The organism is Pantoea sp. 9140 (assembly GCF_000745295.1).
Taxonomy (GTDB): domain Bacteria; phylum Pseudomonadota; class Gammaproteobacteria; order Enterobacterales; family Enterobacteriaceae; genus Pantoea; species Pantoea vagans.
Genome location: NZ_JQNO01000001.1, coordinates 1,085,287 through 1,107,287 on the forward strand (window position 1 = coordinate 1,085,287; position 22,001 = coordinate 1,107,287).

General features: G+C 55.5%; 17 protein-coding genes. 13 read left to right on the forward strand and 4 right to left on the reverse strand.

The features are described 5' to 3' along the window. Positions 1 to 5 precede the first annotated feature (5 nt). The 6 genes from msbA (at position 6) to FA92_RS05110 (ending at position 6,030) form a co-directional block, all read left to right on the forward strand. The gene (gene msbA, locus FA92_RS05085; RefSeq protein ID WP_013357318.1) at positions 6 to 1,754 is read left to right on the forward strand and encodes a lipid A ABC transporter ATP-binding protein/permease MsbA; all 1,749 of its coding nucleotides are present in this window, start codon (positions 6 to 8) and stop codon (positions 1,752 to 1,754) included. Next, positions 1,751 to 2,737 carry a tetraacyldisaccharide 4'-kinase gene (gene lpxK / locus FA92_RS05090; protein WP_033782519.1) on the forward strand — a complete coding sequence of 329 codons (987 nt, stop codon included), beginning with the start codon at positions 1,751 to 1,753 and terminating at the stop codon, positions 2,735 to 2,737. Before msbA ends, lpxK begins: the two co-directional genes overlap by 4 nt. 39 nt (positions 2,738 to 2,776) lie before the next feature. Further along, entirely contained in the window at positions 2,777 to 3,991 is a 1,215-nt protein-coding gene (locus tag FA92_RS05095; RefSeq protein ID WP_033782520.1) for a winged helix-turn-helix domain-containing protein, read from the forward strand. 105 nt (positions 3,992 to 4,096) lie between these two features. Further along, entirely contained in the window at positions 4,097 to 4,279 is a 183-nt protein-coding gene (locus FA92_RS05100) for a Trm112 family protein (RefSeq protein WP_003849374.1), read from the forward strand. Further along, entirely contained in the window at positions 4,276 to 5,025 is a 750-nt protein-coding gene (gene kdsB / locus FA92_RS05105; RefSeq protein ID WP_033782522.1) for a 3-deoxy-manno-octulosonate cytidylyltransferase, read from the forward strand. The genes FA92_RS05100 and kdsB overlap by 4 nt, the downstream gene beginning before the upstream one ends. Before the next feature lie 111 nt (positions 5,026 to 5,136). Continuing rightward, a complete protein-coding gene (locus FA92_RS05110) occupies positions 5,137 to 6,030 on the forward strand; it encodes a phosphotransferase (protein ID WP_033782524.1) in 894 nt (297 codons plus the stop codon). Here the strand turns inward: FA92_RS05110 and elyC are convergent. Then, positions 6,010 to 6,795: an envelope biogenesis factor ElyC gene (gene elyC / locus FA92_RS05115; RefSeq protein ID WP_013357323.1), complete on the reverse strand. Its 786-nt coding sequence runs from the start codon at positions 6,793 to 6,795 to the stop codon at positions 6,010 to 6,012. The two genes, FA92_RS05110 and elyC, sit on opposite strands and share 21 nt — an antisense overlap. 125 nt (positions 6,796 to 6,920) lie before the next feature. Here elyC and cmoM point away from each other — a divergent pair, with 125 nt between their 5' ends. From cmoM to FA92_RS05150, 7 genes are all read left to right on the forward strand, one after another. Further along, positions 6,921 to 7,706: a tRNA uridine 5-oxyacetic acid(34) methyltransferase CmoM gene (gene cmoM / locus FA92_RS05120; protein ID WP_013357324.1), complete on the forward strand. Its 786-nt coding sequence runs from the start codon at positions 6,921 to 6,923 to the stop codon at positions 7,704 to 7,706. Next, complete coding sequence (gene mukF, locus FA92_RS05125; RefSeq protein WP_013357325.1) at positions 7,703 to 9,025, forward strand: chromosome partition protein MukF; 1,323 nt, start codon at positions 7,703 to 7,705, stop codon at positions 9,023 to 9,025. Before cmoM ends, mukF begins: the two co-directional genes overlap by 4 nt. Next, positions 9,006 to 9,731 carry a chromosome partition protein MukE gene (gene mukE, locus FA92_RS05130; protein WP_013357326.1) on the forward strand — a complete coding sequence of 242 codons (726 nt, stop codon included), beginning with the start codon at positions 9,006 to 9,008 and terminating at the stop codon, positions 9,729 to 9,731. The genes mukF and mukE overlap by 20 nt, the downstream gene beginning before the upstream one ends. Next, a complete protein-coding gene (mukB, locus tag FA92_RS05135; protein ID WP_033782527.1) occupies positions 9,728 to 14,215 on the forward strand; it encodes a chromosome partition protein MukB in 4,488 nt (1,495 codons plus the stop codon). The genes mukE and mukB overlap by 4 nt, the downstream gene beginning before the upstream one ends. Before the next feature lie 147 nt (positions 14,216 to 14,362). After that, positions 14,363 to 16,174: a L,D-transpeptidase gene (gene ldtD, locus FA92_RS05140; RefSeq protein WP_033782528.1), complete on the forward strand. Its 1,812-nt coding sequence runs from the start codon at positions 14,363 to 14,365 to the stop codon at positions 16,172 to 16,174. Between the two features lie 185 nt (positions 16,175 to 16,359). Continuing rightward, positions 16,360 to 16,908 carry a YcbK family protein gene (locus FA92_RS05145; RefSeq protein WP_033782529.1) on the forward strand — a complete coding sequence of 183 codons (549 nt, stop codon included), beginning with the start codon at positions 16,360 to 16,362 and terminating at the stop codon, positions 16,906 to 16,908. Positions 16,909 to 16,947: 39 nt separating this feature from the next. After that, on the forward strand, positions 16,948 to 17,577 hold the full coding sequence (locus tag FA92_RS05150; RefSeq protein ID WP_033782530.1) for an MBL fold metallo-hydrolase: 630 nt from the start codon (positions 16,948 to 16,950) through the stop codon (positions 17,575 to 17,577). Between the two features lie 66 nt (positions 17,578 to 17,643). Here the strand turns inward: FA92_RS05150 and FA92_RS05155 are convergent, their stop codons facing one another. The 3 genes from FA92_RS05155 to asnS form a co-directional block, all read right to left on the reverse strand. Then, positions 17,644 to 18,834, reverse strand: a complete 1,191-nt coding sequence (locus FA92_RS05155) for an amino acid aminotransferase (RefSeq protein WP_033782531.1) — start codon at positions 18,832 to 18,834, stop codon at positions 17,644 to 17,646. A 232-nt stretch (positions 18,835 to 19,066) separates the two neighbouring features. Beyond that, a complete protein-coding gene (ompC, locus tag FA92_RS05160) occupies positions 19,067 to 20,242 on the reverse strand; it encodes a porin OmpC (RefSeq protein ID WP_033782532.1) in 1,176 nt (391 codons plus the stop codon). 300 nt (positions 20,243 to 20,542) lie between these two features. Next, the gene (gene asnS / locus FA92_RS05165; RefSeq protein WP_013357333.1) at positions 20,543 to 21,943 is read right to left on the reverse strand and encodes an asparagine--tRNA ligase; all 1,401 of its coding nucleotides are present in this window, start codon (positions 21,941 to 21,943) and stop codon (positions 20,543 to 20,545) included. Between the last annotated feature and the right edge of the window lie 58 nt (positions 21,944 to 22,001).

Below are 22,001 nucleotides of genomic sequence, written 5' to 3' on the forward strand. Positions count from 1 at the left end.
AAATAATGCATCAAGATAAAGATCTCTCTACGTGGCAGACGTTTCGCCGACTCTGGCCGATGATCGCGCCTAACAAAGCGGGATTAATCGTGGCCTCTGTTGCCCTGATTATTAATGCTGCGGGCGACGCCTTAATGCTCTCCCTGTTGAAACCGTTACTGGATGATGGCTTTGGTAAAGCTGACAGGTCAGTAATGCTTTGGATGCCATTAGTCGTTATTGGCCTGATGCTGGTTCGCGGAGTCACCAGTTATATCTCCAGCTACTGCATCTCCTGGGTCTCTGGCAATGTCGTGATGAATATCCGTCGTCGCCTGTTCAGCCATATGATGGGCATGCCGGTTTCATTTTTTGACCAGCAGTCAACCGGTACCCTGCTGTCGCGCATTACCTACGATTCGGAGCAGGTTGCTTCTTCATCTTCGGGCGCACTGGTCACTGTCGTGCGTGAAGGTGCCTCGATTATTGGCCTGTTCATCATGATGTTCTACTACAGCTGGCAGCTGTCGTTAATCCTGATTGTCCTGGCGCCTGTCGTCTCATTTGCCATCCGTACCGTATCTAAGCGCTTCCGCTCGATCAGCAAAAGTATGCAGAACACCATGGGGCAGGTGACAACCAGCGCCGAACAGATGCTGAAGGGGCACAAAGAAGTGCTGATCTTTGGCGGTCAGGAAATTGAGTCGGAGCGTTTTTCCCGCGTCAGTAATCGTATGCGCCAGCAGGGTATGAAACTGGTCTCAGCCTCTTCCATTTCTGATCCGATTATTCAGCTGATCGCGTCGCTGGCACTGGCTTTTGTCCTTTATGCTGCCAGCTTCCCAAGCGTAATGGATACGCTGACAGCCGGTACGATCACCGTCGTCTTCTCCTCGATGATTGCCCTGATGCGTCCGCTCAAGTCTCTGACCAACGTCAATGCCCAGTTTCAGCGTGGCATGGCGGCCTGTCAGACGCTGTTCTCTATTCTGGATAGCGAGCAGGAAGTGGACAACGGCACGCGCGAAATCACCCGTGCTAAAGGGGATATCGAATTCCGGGATGTAACCTTTACCTATCCAGGTCGTGAAATTCCGGCACTGCGTAATATCAATCTGTCGCTGCCGGCAGGAAAAACGGTTGCGCTGGTGGGCCGTTCAGGTTCCGGTAAGTCTACGATGGCGAGCCTGCTGACCCGCTTTTACGACATTCAACAGGGTGAAATTCTGCTGGATGGTCATGATCTGCGTGAGTACAGCCTGCGTGCTTTGCGTAATCAGGTGGCGCTGGTGTCGCAGAATGTGCATCTTTTCAACGACACCATTGCTAATAACATCGCCTATGCTCGCAGTGAGCAATATAGCCGTGCAGAGATTGAGCAGGCGGCCACCATGGCGCACGCCATGGACTTTATCAATAAAATGGATAAAGGCCTGGATACGGTGATTGGCGAGAACGGCGTGCTGTTATCTGGCGGCCAGCGTCAGCGTATCGCCATTGCCCGTGCGTTGCTGCGAGATTGTCCGATTCTAATCCTGGATGAAGCGACCTCTGCGCTGGATACCGAATCAGAACGCGCCATTCAGTCGGCACTGGATGAGTTGCAGAAGAACCGTACCTCGCTGGTAATTGCGCACCGCCTCTCTACCATTGAGAAAGCCGATGAAATCGTGGTGATCGAAGATGGTCAGATTGTTGAACGCGGAACGCATCAGGTGCTGTTAGCAGAACGTGGCGCCTATGCACAACTGCATAAGATGCAATTCGGCCAATGATTGAACGTATCTGGAGTGGTCGCTCCCCGTTATGGATTCTGTTATGGCCATTCAGCCTGCTGTATGGTGCGATCACGGCCCTGATACGTTTCAGTTACAGGCGCGGCTGGCGTAAAAGCTGGCGTGCGCCTCTGCCGGTCGTGGTGGTGGGTAACCTCACTGCCGGTGGCAATGGAAAGACGCCGGTCGTGATCTGGCTGGTCGAGGCGCTGCAGCAACGTGGCCTGCGCGCTGGCGTCGTCTCCAGAGGATATGGCGGCAAGGCGGACCACTATCCCTTGCTGGTCTCGGCGCAGACCCCCACACAACAGGCCGGTGATGAACCAGTACTGATCGCCCAGCGCACCGGAGCGCCGGTTGCGGTTGCGCCCAAACGGCGACAGGCGATTGAGGCGTTACTGAAGCAGGGGCCGCTGGATGTGATTATCACTGACGACGGCCTGCAACATTATGCGCTGCAGCGCGATCGCGAGATCGTGGTGGTGGATGGTGTTCGTCGCTTTGGCAATGGCTGGTGGTTGCCTGCCGGTCCGATGCGTGAACGTGCCGATCGTCTCCACCAGGTCGATGCCGTCATCATTAATGGCGGTGAGGCCCTGGGTGACGAGATTGCAATGCAACTTCAGCCCGGACTCGCCACCAATCTGCTGACCGGGGAAACCCGCGCACCTGAGCAACTGGGTGCCGTGGTTGCCATGGCCGGTATTGGTCATCCTCCGCGTTTTTTCACCACGCTTAAACAGCAGGGCATAACGCCAGTCGCAGAGATCGCCTTTGCTGACCATCATGCCTACAGTGAGGATGAGCTGACACGATTATTACAGTTGGGTCAGCAGCTACTGATGACTGAAAAGGACGCAGTGAAATGCCGTCACTTTGCGCAGCCTGACTGGTGGTATCTGCCGGTTGATGCCCATTTATCCGGTAAAGCCGTAACGCCGTTACTGGACGACATTGAACAACGCTGCCGTCGCCCGCTCTGATACCTGCACCCATTCAGGTGAAGCCTGATAAGGAAGAGGATGAACACCCCGCATTCACTTTCGTTACAGCAAGCACGTCACCTTCATCTCGCCGCGCAGGGCCTGCTGCGCCCTCCGGCAAAACGCGCAGTTTATCAGGATCTGATTAACTGCATCTCCCGCATGTCACTGCTGCAAATCGACACCATCCATGTCGTGGCCCGCAGTCCTTATCTGGTGCTGTTCAGTCGCCTGGGAAACTACCCTCAGGCATGGCTGGAACAGGCGCTGGCCCAGGGCGAGCTCTTTGAGTACTGGGCGCACGAAGCCTGCTTTATTCCCCGCGCCGATTACAGACTTCTTCGTCATCGCATGCTGTCGCCTGAACGCCTTGGCTGGAAATACAACGCGCAGTGGGTCGCTGAACACCAGCAGGCGATTACCGAATTACTGCAGCAGATTCGGGAAAACGGCCCGGTGCGCGCCGCCGATTTCACCCATGCCGGTAATCCGAAATCAGGCTGGTGGGACTGGAAACCACACAAACGCCATCTGGAAAATCTCTTCAGCGCCGGTGAGCTGATGGTCACAGAACGCCGTAATTTTCAGCGCGTCTACGATCTGCGCAGTCGCGTCATGCCCGACTGGCAGGATGCGGTGCATGGCATCAGCGAAGCAGAGGCCACCCGACAGATGCTGATGAACAGCGCCCGTAGCTTAGGGATTTCCCGCGCGGCCTGGCTGCCGGACTACTATCGCCTTAAACGGGCACCCCTGAACGATTTTATCTCTGATGCCCAGGCTGCGGGCGATCTGGTCGCCGTCAATACAGAGGGGCTGGGTGAGATGTGGCTGCATCGTGACTACTTACCGTTGCTGGAGACGCCGCTGCAGGCAACGCACAGCGCGCTGCTGTCACCGTTTGATCCGGTGGTCTGGGATCGCAAACGTGCGCTGGAGCTGTTCAGCTTTGACTATCGTATCGAGTGTTACACCCCCGAGGAGAAGCGCAAGTTTGGCTATTTCGTTTTGCCCATCCTTCATCGTGGGCAGATAAAAGGGCGGCTCGATGCCCGCATGCTGCGTCAGGCCAAACAGCTGGAGATTAAAAAACTCTGGCTGGAAGAAACGACCCGCGTCACGGCGCGCTTTGTGGTGGATATCCGGCGTGCGATTGAACGCTTCGCAGCCTGGCAGGGAGCAGAAAGCGTTTCTATTCTGCAGGCACCCGATGCACTCAAAGACCACTGGCCAGCCCGGTGGCAGCTGGATTAATCAATTTTGCGGCAGCCGCTGCGGGAAGGCGTTTTACCTCATCCCGCCTGCGCCGCGCTATGGTATGCTTGATGCCTTAAGCATTCGGTTCCTGATGGAGGACATATGGATCATCGTTTACTCGAAATCGTTGCCTGCCCGGTGTGCAATGGCAAACTTTACTTCAACAATGCGCAGCAGGAGCTGATCTGCAAGCCTGATGGCCTGGCTTTCCCGGTTCGTGACGGTATTCCGGTGCTACTGGAAACCGAAGCCCGCACGCTGTCAGTGGAAGAGATTCATCCATGAGTTTCACTGCCATCATTCCTGCGCGCTATGCGTCAACCCGCTTACCCGGCAAGCCGCTGCTCGATATTCACGGTAAACCGATGGTCGTGCATGTGATGGAGCGCGCCCGTGAATCGGGTGCCAGCCGGGTCATTGTTGCCACCGACCATCCTGACGTAGCCAGTGCAGTGGAAGCGGCAGGCGGTGAAGTCTGCATGACGCGCGCCGATCACCAGTCCGGCACGGAGCGGCTGGCGGAAGTGATCGAAAAATATCAGTTTGCTGATGACGAAATCATCGTCAACGTGCAGGGTGATGAGCCGATGATCCCGGCAGAGATTGTACGCCAGGTGGCGACCAATCTGGCGGGCTCAGCGGCCGGGATGGCAACGCTGGCGGTGCCAATCACCGATGTGGAAGAAGCCTTCAATCCGAACGCGGTGAAGGTGGTCATGGATGCGAAGGGCTATGCGCTCTATTTCTCACGGGCCACCATTCCCTGGGATCGTGAACGCTATGCTGCCTCACGCGAACAGATTGGCGATACGCTTCTGCGACACATTGGCATCTATGCCTACCGTGCCGGTTTTATTCGCCGCTATGTTGCCTGGGCGCCTTGTCCTCTTGAACAGATTGAGCTGCTCGAGCAACTGCGTGTCTTATGGTACGGCGAAAAAATTCATGTCGCCGTAGCAAAAACCATTCCCAGCGTGGGTGTAGATACGCCAGACGATTTGCAACGCGTCCGCGATGCCATGCAGGCCTGATACACGGGGAGTCAGTCTCCCCGTTTCAGCGCAACGTTATTGATCCGCCGCTAAACTTATCTCCAGTACTTCCTTCAGGATATTGTGATACTCATCTGAGGAGGATGCCGCATGGAACAGCTTAAATCGGAACTCACGCTGGCGCTGGGTGAAACCATCAGCCGCCTCGAATTAATCAGTGAACATCCGCCCACCCGACTCTATGCCCTGTACGATCGGCAGGGGCACCCCATGCCGATGGTGGCAAAATATTTTCGTCATCAGGGGCGGGCAGCGCTGGAAGCCAGAAAGCTGGCATTACTGGGGCAGGCCGGATTCATCCCTGTGCCAGCGGTCTATGGTCTGGTGCTGAGCCAGCAGCCTCCGGTGCATGAAATGCTTCTGATGGCGCGACTGAATGGCGTGACGGCGGAGGCGCCTGCGCGGGATGCTCAGCGCTGGCAACAGTTTCGCGAGCAGGCAGTCGAGGGGCTGCTGGCCTGGCACCGGCTCGACAGCCACGGCCTGGTCGGAACGGTAGACAGCACCCAGCAGAATCACTGGCCGGCCTGGTATGCACAACGGGTTGAAGTATTGTGGTCGACCCTGAGCTATCTGCGCCCACCTGCCTTCACGCTGGAAGATCGTCAGATTCTGTTCCGCTGTCGGTCGCGTCTGGCACATCTTTTTCGCGACTTCGATGATCCCTGTGTGATGGTTCACGGCAACGTGCGGCTGCAGAGCATGCTGAAAAACAGCCGTAGCGACCAGTTAGTCGCGATGACACAGCCGGGCACGATTCTATGGGCGCCCCGTGAATATGACCTGATCCATCTGGATACCTCACCCGCCGAGACAGCGCTGCTGCACGACTACCTGCAACGGGCACCCGTCTCTGAGGGCTTTGTCTGGCGCCGATGGGTTTATCAACTGTGGGACTGCATCGAGCATCTTGTGCAGACCGGCACGTTTAATCGTCCGCGTTTTGACCATGCCTGCACGCAACTACTTCCCTGGCTCGGCTGAGCCGGGTTCCTCACCTTTAAGTCGCTGCAGTAACGTGCCCAGCGTCTCATACACTGCCCGTTCGCTGTGACTCAGCCAGATCGATGACGGTATCGCCCGTTCCCAGCCGTTCAGCGGCGAGGTAATCGCCAGCTGATTAGCAGGCGCAGCAATCGGCTTCAGACCGACCGCGTGGAAAAAGCGTATCGCCCGCGGCATATGATTCGCTGAGGTGACCAGCAGCATCGGGCGATCGCCGACTACCGTTTTGACCGCCTGCGCTTCATCCGCAGTATCACGAGGCTGGTCCAGAATCTGAATATGTTCGCGCGGCACGCCCAGACTTTCTGCCACCTGAGCGGCTACCCAGGCGCTGCTCTTCGGATTGGTGCCACCGGCAGCGCCGGTAAAAATCAGGGTCGACTGTGGATTGCGTTGCCATTGACGAATACCTTCTGCCACGCGTGGCAGACTGTTATTCAGCAGGTTCGAGCTGGGTGCCCAGACCGGATTGAAGGTATAGCCTCCGCCCAGCACCACAATGTAGTCCACCTTCTCTGCGCCGTTCCAGGTCGGATAACGGTTATCCAGCGGCAAAAGCAGCCGATCGGCCAGCGGTTGCAGGCTCAGCAGCAGCAGTAACAGCCAACTGACGGAGATCACGGTTTTGCCACTTTTTTGCCAGTCAGTAAACCAAAGCAGTAAAATGCCCAGCGCCATCAGCAAAAGCAGAAACGGCAAGGGTAAAAGCAGCCCGCCAATCACTTTTTTCAGGGTAAATAACATCGAAAACGCGTCCTGTTGTCCGAAAATAGAGCACCCGGAAGGGAAGATGGGGATGAAAGGTTCATTCTTCTGGTGCCTGTGACAAAATAGCACAAGTCTCACCGCAGCATACCGGAGCGCATGCCATGCAGGATCGTAACTTTGACGATCTCGCGGATAAATTTTCGCAAAATATTTACGGCACCACCAAAGGGAAGATACGCCAGGCCATCCTCCGGGATGAGCTGGAGAAGATAGTACCCGGGCTGTCGCCCCATCCGCTGTCAGTACTGGATGCCGGCGGCGGTGTCGGACAGGTCTCCAGCGGACTTGCTGCCCAGGGCCATCAGGTTCTGCTGTGCGACCTCTCTGCTGAGATGCTGCGTCGGGCCGCCGAAAATGCGGCGGCGCAAGGTGTGAGCCACAACATGCAATTCAGACAAATTAGCGCCCAGCAGGTGGGCGAACATTTGGATAAGCCGGTGGATCTGGTATTGTTCCACGCTGTGCTTGAGTGGGTCGCTGAACCGGAGAAGGTGCTCAAAGCGCTGTTCGATCTGCTGCGTCCGGGGGGCGTCATGTCGCTGATGTTTTACAATCTGCACGGCCTGACATTGCGCACCTTAACGCTGGGTAACTTCGGCTATCTGCGCACCAACCTGACTAAACGCAAAAAGCGAACCCTGTCGCCTGACTATCCGCGCGACCCCGAGCAGGTCTATCGCTGGCTGGAGGCGTGTGGCTTTGTGATTGAGCAGCGTGCCGGGATCCGGGTATTCAGTGACTACATGAAACCGCCGAAGGGCGAGCCAAAAAGCGACGACGAAATTATTGAGATGGAGCGGCGTTATTGCCGTCAGGAACCCTTTTTAAGCTTAGGGCGCTACATCCATGTGACCGCGCGTAAACCGGGGCAGAAGGACGAATTATGAGTGAATTTTCCCAGACGGTACCTGAACTGGTATCCTGGGCGCGCAAAAATGACTTTTCCCTTGCGCTGCCAGTGGAACGTCTGGCCTTTTTGCTGGCTATCGCCACCCTCAACGGTGAGCGGATGGATGGCGAAATGAGCGAAGGCGATCTGATTGACGCTTTCCGTCATGTCAGTAAAGCTTTTGAACAAACCCATGAAACCGTGTTGGTTCGTGCCAACAACGCCATCAACGACATGGTGCGTCAGCGCCTGCTCAACCGCTTTACCAGTGAACTCACCGAAGGCAACGCTATCTACCGCCTGACGCCGCTGGCGATCGGCATCACCGACTACTACATCCGTCAGCGTGAGTTTTCAACGCTGCGTCTGTCGATGCAGCTGTCGATTGTGGCCAGCGAGCTCAAGCGGGCAGCCGATGCCGCGCAGGAAAACGGCGATGAGTTTCACTGGCATCGCAATGTTTTCGCGCCGCTGAAATATTCGGTGGCGGAGATCTTCGACAGCATCGATATGACCCAGCGTCTGATGGATGAACAGCAGCAGGCGGTGAAAAACGACATCGCTGAACTGCTGAATAAAGACTGGCGCGCGGCGATCTCCAGTTGTGAAATGCTGCTCTCTGAAACCTCCGGGACGCTGCGTGAACTGCAGGATACGCTGGAAGCGGCGGGCGACAAACTTCAGGAAAACCTGCTGCGCATCCAGGATGCCACGCTGGACAGCCCGGACCTGGGCTTCGTCGATAAACTGGTGTTTGACCTGCAAAGCAAGCTCGACCGTATTACCAGCTGGGGCCAGCAGGCGATCGACCTGTGGATCGGCTATGACCGCCACGTCCATAAATTTATTCGTACCGCCATCGACATGGATAAAAACCGTGTCTTTGCCCAGCGTCTGCGGGTATCGGTACAAAATTACTTCGACGCGCCCTGGGCGCTGACCTACGCCAATGCAGACCGCCTGTATGACATGCGCGATGAGGCGCTGACGCTGCGGAATGATGAAGTGATGGGCGAACTGCCGCCAGAGATGGAATACGAAGAGATTAACGAAATTCGCGAACAGCTGGCAGCGATGATTGAAGAAGCGCTGCAGGTCTACAAATCGCAACAAAAACCGCTCAACCTCGCGTCAGTGATGCGTGACTACCTGGCCCAGTATCCACGCGCCCGCCATTTTGACCTGGCGCGCATTGTGGTGGATCAGGCGGTACGCCTTGGCGTAGCGGAAGCTGATTTAGCCGGTTTGCCTGTGGAATGGCAAGCCATCAATGATTACGGAGCCAAGGTGCAGGCACATGTCATCGACAAATATTGAACAAGTGATGCCGGTTAAGCTGGCACAGGCACTGGCCAACCCGATTTTTCCCGCGCTGGACAGCCAGTTACGCGCCGGACGCCATATCGGAATTGAAGAGCTGGATAACCACGCTTTTCTGATGGACTACCAGTCATTTCTCGAAGAGTTTTACACCCGCTATAACGTTGAGTTAATTCGTGCGCCGGAAGGCTTTTTCTATCTGCGACCGCGTTCAACCACGCTGATTCCGCGTTCCGTGCTCTCTGAGCTGGACATGATGGTCGGGAAGATTCTCTGCTACCTCTATCTCAGCCCGGAACGCCTGGCGAATGAGGGGATCTTCACCCAGCAGGAGCTCTATGACGAGCTGCTCTCGCTGGCCGACGAGAACCGTCTGCTGAAGCTGGTTAACCAGCGTTCAACCGGTTCAGACCTGGATCGCACCAAACTGCAGGAGAAAGTGCGCGCCTCTCTGAGCCGCCTGCGCCGTCTTGGCATGGTGTGGTTTTTCGGCAACGACAGCAGCAAATTCCGTATCACGGAATCGGTGTTCCGCTTTGGTGCCGACGTGCGCGGCGGTGATGATGCCCGTGAAGCGCAGCTTCGCCTGATTCGTGATGGCGAGGCCATGCTACTGGAAAATGCGACTGCACCGATCGACACCGATGAAAGTGAAGGGCAGGAAGGCGACGCGAGTGAGAACGCAGAGGAAGAACAGGCATGATTGAGCGCGGAAAGTTTCGTTCGCTTACGCTGATCAACTGGAACGGCTTTTTTGCCCGTACCTTTGATCTTGATGAATTAGTGACCACGCTGTCAGGCGGTAACGGCGCGGGTAAGTCCACCACCATGGCGGCCTTTGTCACCGCACTGATCCCCGATTTAACGCTGCTGCACTTCCGTAACACCACCGAAGCGGGCGCCACGTCGGGATCCCGTGACAAAGGTCTGCACGGTAAACTGCGGGCAGGTGTCTGCTACTCCATGCTGGATGTGGTGAACTCACGCCATCAGCGTGTGGTAGTCGGTGTACGTCTGCAGCAGGTCGCCGGACGCGATAAAAAGGTCGATATCAAGCCGTTCAGTATCCACGGTCTGCCCACCGATACCAACCCGACCGATATGCTGACGGAAGTGCTTAACAGCCGTCAGGCACGCGTCTTACCACTGAATGAGGTAAAAGATCGGGTTGAGGCACAGGAAGGCGTGCAGTTCCGCGCTTATAACTCGGTGACGGATTATCACGCCATGCTGTTTGATCTGGGCGTGGTGCCGCGTCGTCTGCGCTCTGCCAGCGATCGAAGCAAGTTCTATCGTCTGATCGAAGCCTCGCTCTATGGCGGTATCTCCAGTGCCATCACCCGATCGCTGCGTGATTACCTGCTGCCTGAAAACAGCGGCGTGCGTAAAGCGTTCCAGGATATGGAAGCTGCGCTGCGGGAGAACCGCATGACGCTGGAGGCGATCCGCGTTACCCAGTCTGACCGCGACCTCTTTAAGCATCTCATCTCCGAGGCGACCAGCTACGTGTCGGCTGACTACATGCGTCACGCCAACGAGCGCCGTGGACATCTCGACAGCGCATTACAGCTGCGCAATGAACTGTTCAGCAGCCGTAAGCAACTCGCCACTGAGCAGTATCGTCACGTGGAGATGGCGCGCGAGCTGTCAGAGCACAGTGGCGCAGAGAACGATCTCGAAGTCGATTATCAGGCTGCCAGCGATCACCTGAATCTGGTGCAGACGGCGATGCGGCAGCAGGAGAAGATTGAGCGCTACGACGCCGATATCGAAGATCTGACGCTGCGTCTGGAAGAGCAGACCGAAGTGGTTGCCGAAGCGCGCGAAATTCAGGAAGAGAATGAAGCGCGTGCCGAAGCGGCTGAACTGGAAGTGGATGAGCTGAAAAGTCAGCTGGCCGATTTCCAGCAGGCACTCGACGTGCAGCAAACGCGCGCCATCCAGTATCAGCAGGCCCTGCAGGCGCTGGAACGCGCCCGTACGCTCTGCCAGTTGCCCGATCTGACCATCGATAACGCTGCAGAATGGCAGGAGAGTTTCCAGGCGAAAGAGGAGGAGGCGACAGAACGCCTGCTGCGCCTGGAGCAGAAGCTGAGCGTGGCCGAAGCCGCGCACAGTCAGTTTGAACAGACGCTGGCGCTGGTGACCAGCATTGCTGGTGACGTGACCCGTCAGGATGCGTGGCAGACCGGCCGCGAACTGCTGCGTGATGCCAGCAATCAGCGTCATCACGCCGACCAGCTCTCGTCGCTGCGTCTGCGTCTCAATGAGCTGGAACAGCGTCTGCGCGAGCAGCATGAGGCGGAGCGTCTGCTGGCCGAGTTCTGCAAGCGTCAGGGGCAGCAGTACGAAGCCGATGCGCTGGCGGGCCTGCAGCAGGAGCTTGAAGCGCAGATCGAACAGCTGAACAGCAGCGTCTCGGACGCCGGTGAGCAGCGCATGATGATGCGTCAGGAGCTGGAACAGCTGCGCGAACGCATCACCAGCCTCACCGCCAGAGCGCCACACTGGCTGGCGGCGCAGGAGATCCTGACGCAGCTCAGTGAACAGACCGGCCAGGCGCTGAACAGCAGCCAGGACGTCACCGAATTTATGCAGCAACTGCTTGAGCGCGAGCGTGAAACCACCGTCGAGCGCGACGAAGTGGCGGCACGCAAACGTGATATCGAGCAACAGATTGAGCGGCTCAGTCAGCCGGGCGGGGCGGAAGATGCGCGCCTGACTCAGCTGGCCGAACGCTTTGGCGGCGTATTACTGTCTGAGATTTATGATGATGTGACCCTCGATGATGCGCCGTACTTCTCGGCGCTCTATGGTCCGTCACGTCATGCAATCGTGGTGCCGGATCTCTCCCGCGTGCGTGAGATGCTGGATGGTCTGGAGGAGTGCCCGGAAGATCTCTACCTGATCGAGGGTGACCCGCAGTCATTCGATGACAGTGTCTTCAGCGTTGATGAGCTGCAGAATGCCGTCGTGGTGAAAGTGGCAGAGCGTCAGTGGCGCTACTCCCGCTTCCCGAAAATCCCGCTGTTTGGCCGCGCAGCGCGCGAAAATCAGCTGGAGCTGCTGCACCTTGAGCGCGACAAACTGGCTGAGCGTTACGCCACATTGTCGTTCGACGTGCAGAAAACGCAGCGTCTGCATCAGTCATTCAGTCGCTTTATCGGCACACATCTGGCCGTGGCCTTTGATGCCGACCCGGAAGCGCAGATCCGTCAGCTGGGCGCGCGCCGGGGTGAGCTTGAGCGGGCACTGAATCAGCATGAGAGCAATAATCAGCAGCAGCGTCAGCAGTATGAGCTGGCGAAAGAGGGCGTGTTGCAGTTAAACCGACTGCTGCCACGCGTCAACCTGCTGCTGGACGATACGCTGGGCGATCGCTGCGAAGAGATCCGTGAGCAGGTCGATGCGGCACAGGAGGCGGCGCGCTTCCTGCATCAGCATGGCGCGAAGCTGGCGAAACTGGAACCGATCATTGCGGTATTGCAGAGCGATCCGGAACAGCACGAGCAGTTACAGGCGGATTATCAGCAGGCGCAGCAGCAGCAGCGCAACGCACGTCAGCAGGCCTTTGCGCTGACAGAAGTGGTGCAGCGTCGCGCTCACTTCAGCTACGACGACTCGGCCAGCATGCTCAACGGCAACAATGACCTCAGCGATAAGCTGCGTCAGCGTCTTGAGCAGGCTGAAGGTGAACGCAGTCGCAGCCGCGATCGCCTGCGTGAACATCAGGCGCAGCTGACGCAATACTCACAGGTGCTGGCTTCACTGAAAAGTGCTTACGACGCCAAGCGCGACATGCTCAAAGAGCTGCAGCAGGAGATGCAGGACATTGGCGTCACTGCTGACAGCAGCGCAGAAGCGCGTGCACGCGTTCGCCGTGACGAGCTCTACACTGCACTGAGCCACAACCGCGCCCGCCGCAATCAGCTGGAGAAACAGCTCACCTTCTGTGAAGCGGAGATGGATAACCTGCAGAAGCGCCTGCGTCAGCTTGAGCGTCAGTATCATCAGGTGCGTGAGCAGGTGGTCAGCGCGAAAGCGGGCTGGTGTACCGTCCTGCGTCTGGTGAAAGAGAATGGCGTTGAGCGTCGCCTGCATCGTCGTGAACTGGCTTACCTGAGCGGCGATGAGCTGCGCTCGATGTCGGATAAAGCGCTGGGTGCATTGCGTCTGGCGGTGGCGGACAACGAACATCTGCGCGACGTACTGCGGCTGTCGGAAGATCCAAAACGTCCTGAACGTAAGATTCAGTTCTTTATTGCGGTCTATCAGCATCTGCGCGAGCGTATTCGTCAGGATATTATTCGTACCGACGATCCTGTCGAAGCGATTGAACAGATGGAAATCGAACTGAACCGTCTGACTGAAGAGCTGACCGCGCGTGAGCAGATGCTGGCGATCAGTTCACGCAGTGCGGCGAATATTATCCGCAAAACGATCCAGCGTGAACAGAACCGCATCCGCCAGCTCAACCAGGGGCTGCAGACCGTCAGCTTTGGTCAGGTGCGCAGCGTGCGGCTCAACGTGAACGTGCGTGAAACCCACGCTATGCTGCTGGATACGCTGTCAGAAGAGCATGAGCAGCATCAGGATCTGTTCAACAGCAACCGCCTGACCTTCTCTGAGGCACTGGCGAAACTCTATCAGCGTCTTAACCCGCATATCGATATGGGTCAGCGGACGCCGCAGACCATCGGTGAGGAGCTGCTCGACTACCGCAACTATCTGGAGATGGAAGTGGAAGTTAACCGGGGCTCCGATGGCTGGCTGCGTGCAGAAAGCGGTGCGCTCTCAACGGGTGAGGCGATCGGTACCGGTATGTCCATTCTGGTAATGGTGGTGCAGAGCTGGGAAGAGGAGTCCCGTCGTCTGCGCGGCAAAGATATTTCGCCATGCCGACTGCTGTTCCTTGATGAAGCGGCCCGTCTGGATGCCCGCTCCATCGCCACACTGTTTGAACTCTGTGAGCGACTGGAGATGCAGCTGGTGATTGCGGCACCGGAGAACATCAGCCCGGAGAAAGGCACGACCTACAAACTGGTACGTAAGGTGTTTAATAACACCGAGCATGTGCATGTGGTCGGGCTGCGTGGTTTTGCTGCCGATCCTTCACCAGTGCGTGCGGGAAGCGAAGCGGATGCGCTACCCGATCTGACTGCTGAAAAATCGCAGGCGGAAACGTAGTCAAAAACTGAACCATTGGTTAATCTGATAACGGCATTTGTCCCATGAGGCAAATGCCGTTTTTGTTTGTATACTCACATTATGAGTCACGGCGCGGTCGCAGTGGATACAGGGAACATTGCGAAGTTGAAAATTAAGGGGGCAGGGATGTTGCTGGTAAAAAAATTAAATCATCATCGCGTTTTATCATTGTTAGCGCTAGCGCTAACCGCTGTTCCATTTACGCTACCACAGGCCGCTGTCATCGCCGCGATGCCAGGGACAACGCAGACGGCTATCACGGTTTCCGAAAGTCAGCACCGCATCCGTCAGGCTTTTTCCAGTGCCGACCAGCCATTCTATCTGGGACCGCTGGCAACGCTCTATGCCTCCCGCCATATGCAGCCGCTCTGGCAGGATGCTCAGGCGGTGCAGAAATTTCAGCAGCAGCTGGCTGAGGTGGCACTTTCAGGCGTTCAGCCGCAGTTCACGCGCTGGATTGAGCGTCTGACGAATCCGGCTATTACCGGCTTTGCCCGTGATGTCGCGCTCTCTGATGCGATGCTGGGCTATCTGCAGTTTGTTTCAAATGTGCCGACGCAGGGTGAAACCTGGCTCTACAGCAACGTTCCCTACAGACTGACCCAGCCGTCAGTCGCGGTGGTGAATCAGTGGCAAAACGCAGTGAATGCGGGTTCGGCTGACACGTTTATTGCCTCATTACAGCCGCAGCATCCACAGTATCAGCCTATGCACGCCGCGCTGAAAGCGTTGCTCAGCGATAAGCAGCCCTGGCCGCAACTAAAAAGCAGTGAAACCCTGCGTCCCGGCCAGGTCAGTGATGACGTTCCTGCACTGCGTGAAATTCTGCAGCGCAGCGGCATGTTAACGGCACAGGTTAACGCGCCCGCACCGGATGACGATGCGGTGCCTGTGGCGCCAGTACCGGTGAGCCACAGCGATCAGCCGGTCGCGGTGAGTCCTTCCGCCGCGCCAGTCACCAATCTGCTTGCGCCATCACCACAATCACCGGGTAACGTCCAGACTTCGACGCTGGAAGGGAATACCGCCAATATTTATGACGAGACGCTGGTGGCGGCGGTGAAGCGTTTCCAGCAGTGGCAGGGACTGGATGGCGATGGGGCTATCGGTACCAGAACGCGGCAGTGGCTTAACGTCTCTCCGCAGATGCGCGCTTCGCTGCTGGCGCTGAATATTCAGCGCCTGCGTCTGCTGCCGGATGATATGCACAACGGTATCATGGTGAACATCGCCAACTACTCGCTGATCTATTACAACAACGGCAACAAGATTCTCTCATCGCGTGTCATCGTCGGTCGTCCCGATCGTAAAACGCCCCTCATGCGCAGTGCGCTTAATAACGTCGTGCTCAACCCGCCGTGGAATGTGCCGACAACGCTGGTGCGTAAAGACATCATTCCGAAGGTGAAGCAGGATCCAACCTATCTTTACAAGCATGGGTATACACTGCTGTCGGGCTGGAGTGCAGATGCTGAAGTGATTGATCCCAGCATGATTGACTGGCGCATGGTCTCTGCGGCGTCGTTTCCCTATCGGATGATTCAGGCTCCGGGCGTGGCGAATGCGCTGGGCCGGTATAAATTTAATATGCCGAGTTCAGATGCAATCTACCTGCATGACACGCCAAACCATAACCTGTTCCAGCGTGATATCCGTGCGCTCAGTTCAGGCTGTGTGCGGGTGAACAAAGCGTCTGAACTGGCAGGGTTATTGCTGCAGAATGCGGGCTGGAACGACTCCCGAATTTCCAGCACGCTGAAAGAGGGTGACACCCGCTATGTGCCGATTCGGCATCGCATTCCCGTCAATCTCTATTATCTGACGGCGTGGGTCGCTGATGATGGCAAACCGCAGTTCCGCACAGATATTTACAATTATGATGACACGGCCCGTTCGGGCAGTCAGGCCCTGAGTCGGGCCGGGCAATTACTGCTCTAGTAATTGATTTTAAATCGTTAGCGGCATAGCTGAAATAAATTAACATATCATCAAATGGCGATCCCTTTGGGGATCGCTTCGCAAACTCCGGGCGGATGGGTTGACGACCTTCTGAGAGAAAGTTATGGTTCGGCCTGTGCGCTTTTTGCACATTTCTATGGCTCTACTCTCAGGTAAACCGTTACATGTCTACTATCGATTCTTTTCGTCGCAAACTACTGCTGTGCAGTAGCGCCGCTGCCGGACTGGCATTATTGCCCGCGTCTGCAAGGGCCTCCCTCTCTACGTCTCGTCCGCGTGTATTGATGCTTAATAATCTTCACACCGGTGAAACCCTTAAAACTGAGTTTTTTAATGGTAAGAGTTACGACAAGGATGAGCTGTCACGATTAAATCATTTTTTCCGTGACTATCGCGCCAACAAAGTGAAAAGCATCGATCCACATCTGTTTGACCAGATTTTTCGCCTGCAGGCGCTGCTGGGCATGCGTAAACCGATCCAGCTGGTTTCCGGCTATCGTTCACTGGCAACCAACAATATGTTACGTGAGAGTGGTCCGGGAGTAGCAAAGCACAGCTATCACACCAAAGGCCAGGCGATGGATTTTCATATTGAAGGGGTTTCGCTGGCGAATGTACGCAAAGCGGCGTTATCTCTGCGTGCGGGTGGTGTAGGATATTATCCCCGCAGTAACTTTGTACATATTGATACCGGTCCGATCAGGCACTGGTAATGACACCGGCAACGCTGCGTGAGCCGGTCATGGAGCGTTATGAATTACCACATTATTCCTGTTACCGCTTTTGCCCAGAACTGCTCAGTTATCTGGTGCGACACGACTCGCGAAGCCGCACTGGTCGACCCAGGCGGCGATGCCGAACTGATCAAACAAACGCTGGAACAGCTAAAACTTAAACCTGCTCAGATTCTGCTGACACATGGACACCTAGATCATGTCGGGGCCGCTGTTGAACTGGCGGCGTTTTATCAGATTCCGATTGTCGGACCGCAAAAGCGCGATACCTTCTGGCTGGAAGCGCTGCCGACTCAGAGCCGGATGTTCGGACTTGACGAGTGCGCACCGTTTACTCCCGATCGCTGGCTGGAAGAGGGGGAGAGCGTGCAGGTCGGGCTGACCACGCTGGACGTTCTGCACTGTCCGGGACATTCACCCGGCCATGTCGTGTTCTTTGACCGTCCGGGACGATTGCTGATTTCAGGCGACGTGATTTTTAATGGTGGTGTTGGGCGTACTGACTTCCCGCAGGGCGATCATCAGCAGCTCATTGATGCTATCCGCACAAAATTACTGCCGCTTGGCGATGATGTGACTTTTCTTCCCGGTCACGGCCCGATTTCAACATTGGGGCATGAACGCATCAGTAATCCTTTCCTGCAGTAAACAATCCGTAATTTTTACTGCAATAAAAAATGGGCCGTCAGGCCCATTTTTGTTTGGTCATCTGCGTTACAGCACGGCGACAATCGCTTCGCACAGCGCCGACATGTTGTCTGGCGTCATGCCCGCCACATTCACGCGGCCTGAGTTAACGGCATAGACACCGAACTCTTCACGCAGGCGAATCACTTGGTCTTTGGTTAAGCCACTGAACGAGAACATGCCGTTCTGCTTAATGATAAAGCTGAAGTCACGCTGCGCGCCTTTTTCCGCCAGCGTGTTCACAAACAGCTGACGCATGCGCTGAATGCGCTGACGCATGTCCGACAGCTCCTGCTCCCAGATGGTACGCAGGGTATCATTGCTCAGAATGGTTGCGACGATGGCGGCGCCATGTGCAGGCGGATTGGAGTAGTTCGCGCGAATGGTGTACTTCACCTGACTGAACGCGGTATCTGCCACGCTCGCATCGGCGGCAACCAGCGTGATGGCACCAACACGTTCGTTATACAGACCGAAATTCTTGGAGTAAGAGCTGGCGACGATCAGTTCCTGATGCGAGGCGGCAAAAATGCGCAGGCCTTCTGCATCTTCATCCAGACCACGGGCAAAGCCCTGGTAAGCGAAGTCGAACAATGGCAGCCAGCCATTGGCCTGTGATAACTGCGCCAACTGTTGCCACTGTCCGGCGGTCGGGTCGATACCGGTCGGGTTATGGCAGCAACCATGGAACAGTACCACGTCGCCAGGCTGAACCTGCTGCAGTGACGCCAGCATGCCCTCGAAATCCAGCGTATGGTTTGCTGCGTCATAGTAATGATATTCACAAACTTCAAGACCGGCAGCATTGAACACGTTGTTGTGATTCGGCCAGCTCGGATTGCTGATCCAGACCCGCTTTACGGAGGTCTGCGTGGCGAGGAAATCTGCTGCTACACGTAACGCACCTGTGCCACCTGGCGTCTGAGCCGTACGCGCCCGGCCTGCGGTGATCAGCGGGCTTTGATTGCCGAACAGCAGGGCCTGTGTACAGCGGGCAAAATCAGCCAGACCATCAATGCTGAGATAGTTTTTCGTGGTTTCGTTTTCCAGCAGGTATTGCTCAGCTTTTTTTACACTGGTCAGTACCGGGGTCTTGCCGGTTTCGTCTTTGTAGACGCCGATGCCCAGGTTGATTTTTTCAGGGCGGTCATCAGCACGAAACAGATCGGCCAGTCCAAGAATAGGATCGGCGGGTGCAGCAGAGATCGATTCAAACATGTGTCAGGTCCATTAGCGTGAACTTTAGCAAGAGGGCTCTCAGGTTAGCGTCCGGCCAGGGAAATGCCAACCGTTTGCGAGACAAAATCGACTATTTTGCGGTGTTGATTTCGCTATCAGGAGAAGCTGAGGTTAACGCTGAGCAGAAGGGGGGAGAGAAACGCGGATGAGGAAAATAAAAGGCATAAAAAAACGGGGCCGTAGCCCCGTTTTCAACATGCTTAAAGCAGGATTAGAACTGGTAAACCAGGCCTACTGCTACAGTGTCATCCGTGTTCAGACCCAGACGGTTGTTGTCATCCAGCTGGTTGATCTGATAGTCCACATAGGTAGACATGTTTTTGTTGAAGTAGTAAGTCGCGCCAACGTCGATGTATTTAACCAGGTCAGCATCGCCCACGCCTTCAATATCCTTGCCTTTAGACTGAACGTAAGCAATGGATGGACGCAGACCGAAGTCGAACTGATACTGTGCAACCAGTTCAATGTTCTGAGCTTTGTTTGCAAAGCCAGTTGTAGAGAACGTGTTGCCGTTAGCCAGAGTACCGGTAGCAGTAATTGGAGTTGAGTTACGTGTCTCTCCGTACATTGCAGCCAGGTAAACGTTGTTAGCATCATACTTGATAGCTGTTGCCCAGTTTTCAGCACGTTTACCCGCACCCTGACCGGTAACAGTGGTTGTTGCATCACCGCCGCCATTCGCTTCGCTAGGTGTGACAGTAGTCTGTGCACCTGCTGCCTGAGCGTTAGTACGATCGCTGCTGCTATATGCACCAACGATACCCAGACCGATTGGTGAGGTATAAGAGGTTGACAGACCGTAGCCGTCGCCGTTAGAACGACGAATTGAGTCACGTTCGTTTTTGCCCTGATATTGAACCGCGAAGTCCCAGCCATCTACCAGGCCGAAGAAGTTGGTGTTGCGATAAGTCAGCAGGCCGGTGCTACGACCGTTCATGAAGTTATCAGAGTATCCTGAGTCGCCACCGAACTCTGGCAGCATATCGGTCCAGCCGATTGCATCATAAACCACACCGTAGTTACGGCCGTAGTCGATTGAGCCGGCATCGCCGAATTTCAGACCAGCAAAGCCCAGACGGGTTTTGTTGTTGGCTTGTGCATCAGAACCTTCAGAGTTGTTCGCCTGAATGTTGTATTCCCACTGGCCGTAACCGGTCAGCTGGTCATTAATCTGAGTTTCACCTTTGAAACCAAAACGAACGTAAGATTTGTCGCCGTTATTGCCGTCGTTATTTGGTGCATCGTTATCAGAGAAGTAATGCAGGCCAACAGCTTTACCGTACAGGTCCAGTTTGTTGCCGTCTTTGTTATAGATTTCTGCAGCATTTGCTGCGCCGGCGGCTAACAGAGCAGGGATAACCACTGCAAGAATATTGCGCTTCATCATTATTCATTACCCTCATTGGAGTTATTTGTACACCTGCCACTGCCGTCAGGAAATCTTTACAGAACCCTGAGCGAAGTTTGGTGTCTTCCTGTGTCTGCACGCATCTTTCCATCCCACCCGCCGTAATTCTAGCGCTTAAATGCTACTAAACTCGTAATCTAGTTTCTAAAGGAAAATATGTATTGCAAAATGTAAAAAATACGGAACTTTGTGAGAGAACTCAAAATTTACAAAAATAAAAAAAGGCCGGCAGTGCCGACCTCTTTATATATATGAATTTCTTATATTTAATGCTGAATTTTAGAAACTTGCATTGCGTGGCGTGCGTGGGAAGGGGATGACGTCCCTGACATTCTGCACGCCAGTCACATAGGCGATTAAACGTTCAAAGCCCAGTCCGAAGCCAGAATGTGGCACGGTACCGTAGCGACGCAGGTCACGATACCACCAGTAATCTTCTTTGTTCAGACCCATCTCTTCCAGACGTGCATCCAACACATCGAGACGCTCTTCACGCTGTGAACCGCCAATGATTTCACCAATGCCAGGCGCCAGAACGTCCATCGCCGCCACGGTTTTGCCATCCTCGTTCAGGCGCATATAGAACGCTTTGATGTCTTTCGGATAGTTTTTCACCACTACTGGCGCTTTGAAGTGCTGCTCTGCCAGGTAGCGCTCGTGTTCAGAAGAGAGATCGATACCCCAGGAAACCGGGTTCTCAAAGGTCTGACCGCAGTTCATCAGGATTTCAACCGCATCGGTATAGTCTACCTGGGCAAAATCGGTGGTGATGAAACGCTGCAGGCGCTCAACCGCGTCTTTATCCACGCGCTCAGCGAAGAACGCCATGTCATCGGCGCGCTCTTCCAGCACCGCGTTGAACACATACTTCAGCATCGCTTCTGCCAGTGCAGCCGCATCATCCAGTGACGCAAACGCAATTTCCGGCTCCAGCATCCAGAATTCAGCCAGATGGCGGCTGGTATTGGAGTTCTCTGCGCGGAACGTCGGGCCGAAGGTGTAGATCTTCGACAGGGCGCTGGCGTAGGTTTCGCCGTTCAGCTGACCGGAAACGGTCAGGAAGGCCTCTTTACCAAAGAAATCTTCGCTGAAGTCGACTTTGCCCTGATCGTTGCGCGGCAGGTTTTCCATATCCAGCGTTGAGACACGGAACATCTCGCCAGCACCTTCGGTATCCGAGGCGGTGATCAGCGGAGTAGAAACCCAGAAATAGCCATTTTCATGAAAGAAGCGATGCAGCGCCTGCGCCAAAGTATGGCGAACGCGGGCGACCGCGCCAATCAGGTTAGTACGCGGACGCAGGTGAGCGACTTCGCGCAGATACTCGATGCTGTGGCGTTTTGCGGCCATCGGGTAGCTGTCCGGATCTTCCACCCAGCCGACGACTTCCAGGCTGGTCGCCTGAATTTCAAACGCCTGGCCCTGACCTGGCGATGCCACCACTTTACCGGTAACGATAACGGAACAGCCGGTGGTCAAACGCAGCACTTCATCCTGATAATTATTCAGAGAATTATTGACGACAGCCTGAACGGGATTAAAGCAGGAGCCGTCATAGACAGCGATGAAGGAAAGACCGGCTTTGGAATCTCTTCGGGTACGCACCCAACCACGTACGGTGACTTCACTGTCAACCGCGACGCGACCGTGCAGTACGTCCGCTACAGGCACTACGCTCATAAATATCTCTCTATATAGAAGAAGTGAGTTAAAAGTTGCCCCATCCGGGGTTTTGCTA

Excerpts from the sequence above, each read along its gene's own strand:
- FA92_RS05095 (WP_033782520.1), top strand. The coding sequence starts at position 2,777 with ATGAACACCCCGCATTCACTTTCGTTACAGCAAGCACGTCACCTTCAT.
- FA92_RS05155 (WP_033782531.1), bottom strand. The coding sequence starts at position 18,834 with ATGTTTGAATCGATCTCTGCTGCACCCGCCGATCCTATTCTTGGACTG.
- mukE (WP_013357326.1), top strand. The coding sequence starts at position 9,006 with ATGTCATCGACAAATATTGAACAAGTGATGCCGGTTAAGCTGGCACAG.
- lpxK (WP_033782519.1), top strand. The coding sequence starts at position 1,751 with ATGATTGAACGTATCTGGAGTGGTCGCTCCCCGTTATGGATTCTGTTA.
- FA92_RS05100 (WP_003849374.1), top strand. The coding sequence starts at position 4,097 with ATGGATCATCGTTTACTCGAAATCGTTGCCTGCCCGGTGTGCAATGGC.
- FA92_RS05150 (WP_033782530.1), top strand. The coding sequence starts at position 16,948 with ATGAATTACCACATTATTCCTGTTACCGCTTTTGCCCAGAACTGCTCA.
- FA92_RS05110 (WP_033782524.1), top strand. The coding sequence starts at position 5,137 with ATGGAACAGCTTAAATCGGAACTCACGCTGGCGCTGGGTGAAACCATC.
- msbA (WP_013357318.1), top strand. The coding sequence starts at position 6 with ATGCATCAAGATAAAGATCTCTCTACGTGGCAGACGTTTCGCCGACTC.
- ldtD (WP_033782528.1), top strand. The coding sequence starts at position 14,363 with ATGTTGCTGGTAAAAAAATTAAATCATCATCGCGTTTTATCATTGTTA.
- mukB (WP_033782527.1), top strand. The coding sequence starts at position 9,728 with ATGATTGAGCGCGGAAAGTTTCGTTCGCTTACGCTGATCAACTGGAAC.
- ompC (WP_033782532.1), bottom strand. The coding sequence starts at position 20,242 with ATGATGAAGCGCAATATTCTTGCAGTGGTTATCCCTGCTCTGTTAGCC.
- mukF (WP_013357325.1), top strand. The coding sequence starts at position 7,703 with ATGAGTGAATTTTCCCAGACGGTACCTGAACTGGTATCCTGGGCGCGC.
- elyC (WP_013357323.1), bottom strand. The coding sequence starts at position 6,795 with ATGTTATTTACCCTGAAAAAAGTGATTGGCGGGCTGCTTTTACCCTTG.
- asnS (WP_013357333.1), bottom strand. The coding sequence starts at position 21,943 with ATGAGCGTAGTGCCTGTAGCGGACGTACTGCACGGTCGCGTCGCGGTT.
- kdsB (WP_033782522.1), top strand. The coding sequence starts at position 4,276 with ATGAGTTTCACTGCCATCATTCCTGCGCGCTATGCGTCAACCCGCTTA.
- FA92_RS05145 (WP_033782529.1), top strand. The coding sequence starts at position 16,360 with ATGTCTACTATCGATTCTTTTCGTCGCAAACTACTGCTGTGCAGTAGC.
- cmoM (WP_013357324.1), top strand. The coding sequence starts at position 6,921 with ATGCAGGATCGTAACTTTGACGATCTCGCGGATAAATTTTCGCAAAAT.